The organism is Paraburkholderia franconis, from assembly GCF_009362735.1.
GTDB lineage: Bacteria > Pseudomonadota > Gammaproteobacteria > Burkholderiales > Burkholderiaceae > Paraburkholderia > Paraburkholderia franconis.
In genome coordinates this window covers 34,501-40,989 of the sequence record NZ_WHNP01000063.1, presented here as the reverse complement: position 1 = coordinate 40,989, position 6,489 = coordinate 34,501, and the positions used below count along the sequence as shown (strand labels likewise).

General features: G+C 63.8%; 7 protein-coding genes and 1 pseudogene. 4 read left to right on the top strand and 4 right to left on the bottom strand.

Annotated elements, in window-relative coordinates; all coding sequences use genetic code 11:
• From GCT13_RS37345 to GCT13_RS37335, 3 genes and pseudogenes are all read right to left on the bottom strand, one after another.
• Window positions 1-183, bottom strand: a pseudogene (locus GCT13_RS37345) (IS256 family transposase); the annotation flags it as partial.
• Between the two features lie 91 nt (window positions 184-274).
• Window positions 275-490, bottom strand: a complete 216-nt coding sequence (locus GCT13_RS37340) for a hypothetical protein (RefSeq protein ID WP_193727855.1) — start codon at window positions 488-490, stop codon at window positions 275-277.
• An 11-nt stretch (window positions 491-501) separates the two neighbouring features.
• Window positions 502-1,389 carry a fumarylacetoacetate hydrolase family protein gene (locus GCT13_RS37335; protein ID WP_152766990.1) on the bottom strand — a complete coding sequence of 296 codons (888 nt, stop codon included), beginning with the start codon at window positions 1,387-1,389 and terminating at the stop codon, window positions 502-504.
• A 164-nt stretch (window positions 1,390-1,553) separates the two neighbouring features.
• Between GCT13_RS37335 and GCT13_RS37330 the strand changes: the two genes are divergently transcribed.
• Together GCT13_RS37330 and GCT13_RS37325 are read left to right on the top strand one after the other, a co-directional pair.
• On the top strand, window positions 1,554-2,546 hold the full coding sequence (locus GCT13_RS37330; RefSeq protein WP_152766989.1) for a LysR family transcriptional regulator: 993 nt from the start codon (window positions 1,554-1,556) through the stop codon (window positions 2,544-2,546).
• Window positions 2,547-2,645: 99 nt separating this feature from the next.
• Window positions 2,646-3,896 carry an MFS transporter gene (locus GCT13_RS37325; RefSeq protein WP_152766988.1) on the top strand — a complete coding sequence of 417 codons (1,251 nt, stop codon included), beginning with the start codon at window positions 2,646-2,648 and terminating at the stop codon, window positions 3,894-3,896.
• Window positions 3,897-3,917: 21 nt separating this feature from the next.
• On the opposite strand, the gene GCT13_RS37320 is transcribed toward GCT13_RS37325, so the two are convergent.
• Window positions 3,918-4,358, bottom strand: coding sequence for a MarR family winged helix-turn-helix transcriptional regulator (locus GCT13_RS37320; RefSeq protein ID WP_193727854.1), 441 nt, complete (start codon window positions 4,356-4,358; stop codon window positions 3,918-3,920).
• 403 nt (window positions 4,359-4,761) lie between these two features.
• Between GCT13_RS37320 and GCT13_RS37315 the strand changes: the two genes are divergently transcribed.
• Together GCT13_RS37315 and GCT13_RS37310 are read left to right on the top strand one after the other, a co-directional pair.
• Window positions 4,762-5,163, top strand: coding sequence for a RidA family protein (locus tag GCT13_RS37315; protein WP_227747213.1), 402 nt, complete (start codon window positions 4,762-4,764; stop codon window positions 5,161-5,163).
• A gap of 90 nt (window positions 5,164-5,253) precedes the next feature.
• Window positions 5,254-6,468, top strand: a complete 1,215-nt coding sequence (locus tag GCT13_RS37310; protein ID WP_227747212.1) for a Rieske 2Fe-2S domain-containing protein — start codon at window positions 5,254-5,256, stop codon at window positions 6,466-6,468.
• Window positions 6,469-6,489 lie beyond the last annotated feature (21 nt).

The following is a 6,489-nucleotide window of genomic DNA, read 5'->3' as shown; positions in this document are numbered from 1 at the left end:
GCTACGGCCGGCTTCGTGCATTAACTCGTCGATGCTGGCGCGGGTGTTCTGAATCAGATCGAGCATGGGCAACAGGAGCTGACTGTTCTCGGCAAAACAGGCGCGCAGCCCGTCCGGGTCCTGCTTGGGCACCACGTGCAACGGCGCGCTGGCGCTTTGGGGCTTCTTCTTGGTACGCTTCATTTGGCGGTTCTCCTTGGTCCCCTGTCCGGGAAGTTGGTCGTCGAAACCCGATTCTCTCGGATTTCCAACGGGGAACCGCCGCCTTCAACCTTCAACTACGCCCGGGACATTGCCTGGCGCAGACCTCATAGCTCCAGTGCAGCGGCTGGTATTCGGTGCGCGGTTCCTTCCATAGCGAGGAGCGCTTCTTGTGCCAGCCGGGGGTGGCACGCAGCCCGGCCAGCACCGGGTAGATCTCGTCGAGATTGCCGGTCGCCTCGAGACGTCCGATCGTTTCGGCGTTGGCCGGATGTGCCTGCTTGCTCATCGACGTTCTCCTTAACGGGCACGAACGAATTCGTAGGGCTTGGCGAACACGATGTTTTCGCCGAGCTCGCCCTGGACGACCGGTATCGACATCCTGCCGATATTGGCCACTTCGATCGTAATGACGTCGCCGGGCACGACCTTGTCGACGCCCGCTGGCGTACCGGTGGCGATGATGTCACCGGGGTAGAGCGTGGAGGCCGACGAGGCGATCGAGATCATCTGGCGGATATTGACGATCAAGTCCCGGGTGTTGGCCTTCTGGCGCGGCTGGTCATTGACGCACAACTGCATGTCGATGTCCTCGATGTCAGGCACCTCGTCGGCGGTAGTGATCCACGGACCGACCGGCGTGAAGCTGTCGTACGACTTGCGGAACACGCGCTCTTCCTTGCCGCGCACGGTCATGTCGAGCAGACAGGCGAAGCCGAAGACGTGCTCGAGCGCGTTTTCCGGCGCGATCTGGCGGCCTTCCTTGCCGATGATCAGGCCGATTTCGCACTCTTGATGGATTTCGCGGCCGCTCTTCAGCGCCGGCAGCACGACCGGATCCTGCGGGCCGCTCAGCGACGAGTTCGATTTCAGGAAATAACCCTGCACGCTGGCCAGGCCTTTCGAGGCCATTTCGGTGGCGTGGTCGTGGTAATTGACCGGATAGGCCATCAGCTTGTTCGGCCACGGCACCGGCGTTTCGAGGCGCACCGAGCTCAGCGGCACGCCCGCTTCGTTCTCCAGGCGGCGCGAGAAGTCGGCGCGGTGCCGGGCGAAATCCCGGATCAGCCGGTTCATGCCGACCGGCGGCCATTCGCCGGGACCGGCGCCGAACAGGTCGGTGACGTCGATGACTTTCTCGCCGTCGCTGATGCCGAGGCGATTGTCGTTGAAACGGACGACTTTCATGCTTTCCTCTGTGCCGAAGGTGTGTATGGAGCGATTGGATCAGCAGTGGGTGTTTCGCGCCGACAAAAAGTGAGATAACTGATATCTCGAAATGGACCGATGAGCCTATACTGTCTCGCCGGTCGAGATTTTCTGGGGCATGCGCGTCCCGTTTCGAGTCCAACATGCTCATAGAAGACGTCCACGCCTTTATCTCCGTTGCCCGCACCCGGAGTTTTTCCGCGGCGGCGGTGCGTCTTCGCGTCGCGCAGTCGTCGCTGTCCAAGCGGGTGTCCCGCCTGGAGCAGCATTTCGGCACGGCCCTGTTCCTGCGGCACGGGCGCGGCGTCAGCCTGACCGCCGCGGGCGCGGTCCTGTTCGCCAATGCAGAGGCGCTGATCCGGGAGGTGGAGCGTATCGAGGCCGATGTCCGGGGTATCAATTCGGAATCCGAAGGACTGGTCAGGATCGCCATGCCGCCGGCGACCGGGCCGGTGCTCGCGCCGATGGTGCTCGAACGTTGCGTGGTCGACTATCCGAAGATCGTGCCCCAGATCCGCGAGAGCACGGCGGACGTGATCCACCAGTGGCTCAGTAACGGGGAAGTGGACGTGGCCCTGATGTACAACCCGGAACTCGGGCCCAATATGGAGGTCCAGCCGCTCGTGACCGAGCCGCTGTTCCTAATCACGCCGGGGACGCCGCGGGCCAGGGCGCTGGCCCGGACCGAATTTCCCGACGCATGCGCGGTCGAGGATCTGGCGCGGCTCCCCCTGATCCTGCCGCGCTCGCCGCACAGTATCCGCGTGCTCGTGGACCGGCTGTGCGCGGGCCATAACATCCATCCGAATGTCGTATTCGAAAGCGACAGCATCCGCTCGACCAAGGGCATCGTCGAGCGCGGTCTCGGCTGTACCGTCTTCAGCCGCAGCTTTCTCTCGCATGAACTGTCGGCGGGGCGTCTGATCGCCGTGCCGTTCAGAAGCGCCCTGGCTTCGTGGCGGCTTTGCCTGGTCATGCCGCGCCGCGACACGCTCTCGATGGCGATCCGCACCGTCAGGCGGATCATCCTGGAACAGGCGACGCTGCTGTACCGGGACGGCTTCTGGCTCGATGCCCGTTGTCATGTCGAGCCGGGCGAGCCTGGCCCGGCGGATCCGCCCTCCGATATCCGATAAGCGAGATGGCTGTTATCTCGAAACGTGTCGGCTACCGCTGCCCGTTGCTGATTTAATGGCTTCGCCGCGTGGATATTCGAATCAAGAACAGGATGGGCTATGGAGACGACGGGATCGGTCACCGACCGGGCCGGCATGCGCCAATCGATCGGCCGGGACGGCCGGCCGTCGCACGCCGTCTATCGCTGGTTCGTGCTTTTGCTGGTCTGGGGCGCCTTTCTCATGAGTTGCGTCGATCGTGTCGCGTGGAGCACGATCGCGGCGCCGGTGGGCAACTCGCTGAGCCTCAAGGTGGACATGCTGGGCTCGTTCGTGACCGCCTTCTATATCGGCTACGTGATCGCCAATGTCTTCGGCGGACTGGTCACGGACGTCATGGGCGGACGCAAGATGCTGGCGCTCGCGATGATCCCGCTGGGTATCGCGACCTTCGGTTTCAGCTTCACGCGCAATCTGCACACCGGGCTGGCGATCCAGTTCGTGATGGGCCTGGCGGGCGGCGCGGACTATTCGGCCGGCGTCAAGCTGATATCGTCGTGGTTCGGCAGGGAACGCGGACGCGCGCTGGGCATTTACGCCACGGCCACCTCGCTGTCGGTCGTGCTGACGAACGCGACGGTCCCCTCGATGTCCGCCGCGCATGGCTGGCAGAGCGTGTTCCAGGTACTGGGCGGCGTGACGCTGTGTTGGGGAATCGTTTGCGCGGCGCTGCTGCGGGACGGCTCAGCCGCGAGCGAGAATGGCAGCAAGATCACGCGGGCCGAGATCAGCATCCTTTTGCGTAACCGCAACCTGATCTGTCTTGCGCTTGCGGGCTGCGGTGCGCTGTGGGCGACGGTGGGTTTCTCCGCCTGGAGCAACGCGCTCATGACGAAGGCCCACGGCATCTCGCCGATCCTGGCGGGTTCGATCATCGCCACGTTCGGTCTGGCGGGCGCGATCGGGAAACCGCTGGTGGGCTGGCTGCTGGATATCTTCCACGGCTCGGCGAAGGTGTTGTCGATCGTCTGCATGATCTGCTTCGCGGGAACGATGGTGATGTTCGGGCAGTGCTCGACCATTCCGGCGTTCCATGTGCTCGCGCCGGTGCTTGGGGTGGTGGCCTTCGGCACGACACCGCTGTTCCTGACGCAGGTGACTTGGGTGTCGGGGGAGAAATACGCGGGCGCCGCCGCGGGGCTGACCAACGCCGTGCAGCAGTGCGGCAGCGCCCTCGCGCCGATCGTGGTCGGCGGCGTGTTCGCGATCGGGCATTCGTTTCAGATGGCCTTCCTGACGCTGGCGATGGGGCCTCTCATCGGCCTGATCGCGCTGCTTTTCCTGGCCGGCCAGACGCAGCAGCGGCGGTGAAAACCGGCGCGGGCCGGCGGGTCATTCGTCGCCTTGCCGTCTGGCCACTTCCAGTTCGCGTACCAGGGCGAGGCTGCCGCGCACGCGTGCGAGCTCCATCGGGGGGAGGCACGAGAAGAAATCCTCCTCTGCCTGTTGAACCGCACGATTGCAGCGGATGTACGTTTCCCAGCCCAGCGCGCTGCGGCGAATCAGCAGGGTGCGGCCGTCGTCGGGACTGCCGGTCTTGTCCAGGAGCCCGCGCTTTTTCAGCGCCTTGACCGATTCGCCCATGGCCTGCGCGGTCATACAGGCGAGCCGCGCCAGATCGGCCGACGAGCAGGGCTCATGGGACGCCAGCAGATCGAGCAGCAGGAAATGCCGCGCGGTCATGCCTTCCTTGTCGAGCGCTTCTTCCACCCGGGTCGTGACCAAACGGTATGTCTGCTGAACCAGAAAAAAAATACTCAGTGAGGTACTCATACGTTGCATTGCCGGCAGTGGCGATGAAGCCGCGTTTCGCGGTATGGCGGCTGTCGGGTTGTCTAGCATAACAAAGTTCCTTGCAGGCGCCGCCCGCATTCCGCTGGTACGGAAACGGCGGTGCGGCGGCTGTCGGCGGTCTCTCCGGAGATCTGGGTCATAAGCGGAATTGTAAAGTGGCCTTATCGTTTTTGGAGCTGATGGATGCAATATAAGGGAAACTACCAGTTTTTATAGTAAGGGTGACTGATATTATTTGACGGGACGGCTGACGGGCGAATTCATTTGCTGGTGCGGGCGTCGAGCTTCGGTGCGAGACGGCCCGGCAGTCGGCAAGTGAGTTCAGTCGAAGTTTTGCGCCGTGCGGGTCAGATGGCCTGCGGTGAACAGATAATCAGGTGGCATGATGAATCGAGCAGGAAAGCGTTCAATCGAGGTGCCGGGCGTCACGCACGGGCGGACGCCGATTCCGATGGGTGCCCGCAAGGGCAACATCATCTGGTCATCGGGGATCGCCGGCAAGGATCCCGAGACAGGCACCCTGCCGCCCGACGCCGAATCGCAGGCGCGATTCGCGTTCCAGCACCTGCGCACGCTGGTCGAGCGGGGCGGCGGCACGGTCGAGGATATCGTGCGCGTCACGGTGTTTCTCAAGGACGGTTCGCTGCGTCCGGTAGTCAACGGACCCTGGCTCGAACTGTTCCCGGATCCCGAGGATCGTCCGGCGCGTCATGCGCTGATTGCCGATCTGGCGGGCGACATGCTGATCCAGCTTGAAGTGGTGGCGGTGGTCGGGAGCGACTGAGCCGGCCCACAGTCACCGCAACGCGCTGCAGCGGGGCGCCGGACGACCGGCGGGCTGCAGCAGGCATCGAATCGAGAGACACCGGATATCATGGCAACTATTGAGGATAACGAATTGTTGACGCGGGTCTGCGGCGATGCGCCGATGGGGAAGATGCTGCGTCAGCACTGGTGGGTGCCGGCGCTGCGTTCGCAGGCGCTGGAAGCAGAGGGTAAGCCGCAGCGCGTGCGTCTGTTCGGTCACGACTACGTCGTGTTCCGCGCCACTAACGGCAAGGTCGGCTTTTTCGACGAGGCCTGTCCGCACCGCCGCGCCTCGCTGGCGCTCGCGCGCAACGAGGACAACGCCCTGCGCTGTATCTTCCATGGCTGGAAGTTCAATGTCGAAGGCGTCACGGTAGCCGTGCCCACTCAACCGGGCAACGAGAAGGAATATTGCAAGCACGTGCCGCTGAAGCACTATCCGGTGCGCGAAGCGGGGGGCGTCGTCTGGGTGTGGCTGGGCGAAGGCGACACGCCGCCGAAGTTTGCCGACCTGCCGTTCACGGATCTGCCCGAGGCCAACTGCGTGGTGCATCGCCAGCGCCTCGAGTGCAACTGGCTGCAGGCGGTCGAGACCACCATGGATTCGGCGCACGTAGGTGTGCTTCACCAGTCGTGGCTCGAGCACGAGATGTCGAACGCCTCGGTCAACCAGGCGCCGGTCTACAAGATCAAGCCGAAGGAATACGGTTTCCGCTATGCCGCGGTGCGCGCGCTCGAGGGCGGCAAGTCTTATGTCCGCACCAATTCGTTCGTGATGCCTTGGTTCGGCGTGATTTCGCCGCGCAAGGCTACCGATGTCACGCGCGCCCAACTGTTCTTCTCGGTGCCGATCGACGACGAGAACACCTGGTACTGGCACATGACCTTCATTCTCGATCAGGCCGTGCCGCATGAAGCCTACCTGTTCCCGGAGAACCGCGACAACTGGCCGCCGATCCCGTCGCGTTCGGGCGAGGACAACTGGGGCCAGGATCGCGAGGCGATGAAGGACGGGCACTTTTCGGGCTTCCCGCAGACGCTCGGCACCGAGGATTTTGCGATCCTGCTGAGCATGGGCACCACCACCGACCGCACCAGGGAATTCCTTGGCGCCGGCGATGGCGCGGTGATGCAGGTGCGCCGCTGCCTGCTCAATTCGCTGAAGGAATTCGCGGACGGCCGTACGCCGGCGCTGGCCCGGCACGAAGAGGTCGACTACCGCGCCATCATGCCGATTTCCGGCCTTTACGACAGCGATGGCGACTGGCAGGCATCGCTGTAACGCCGGACCCGCCACGATTTG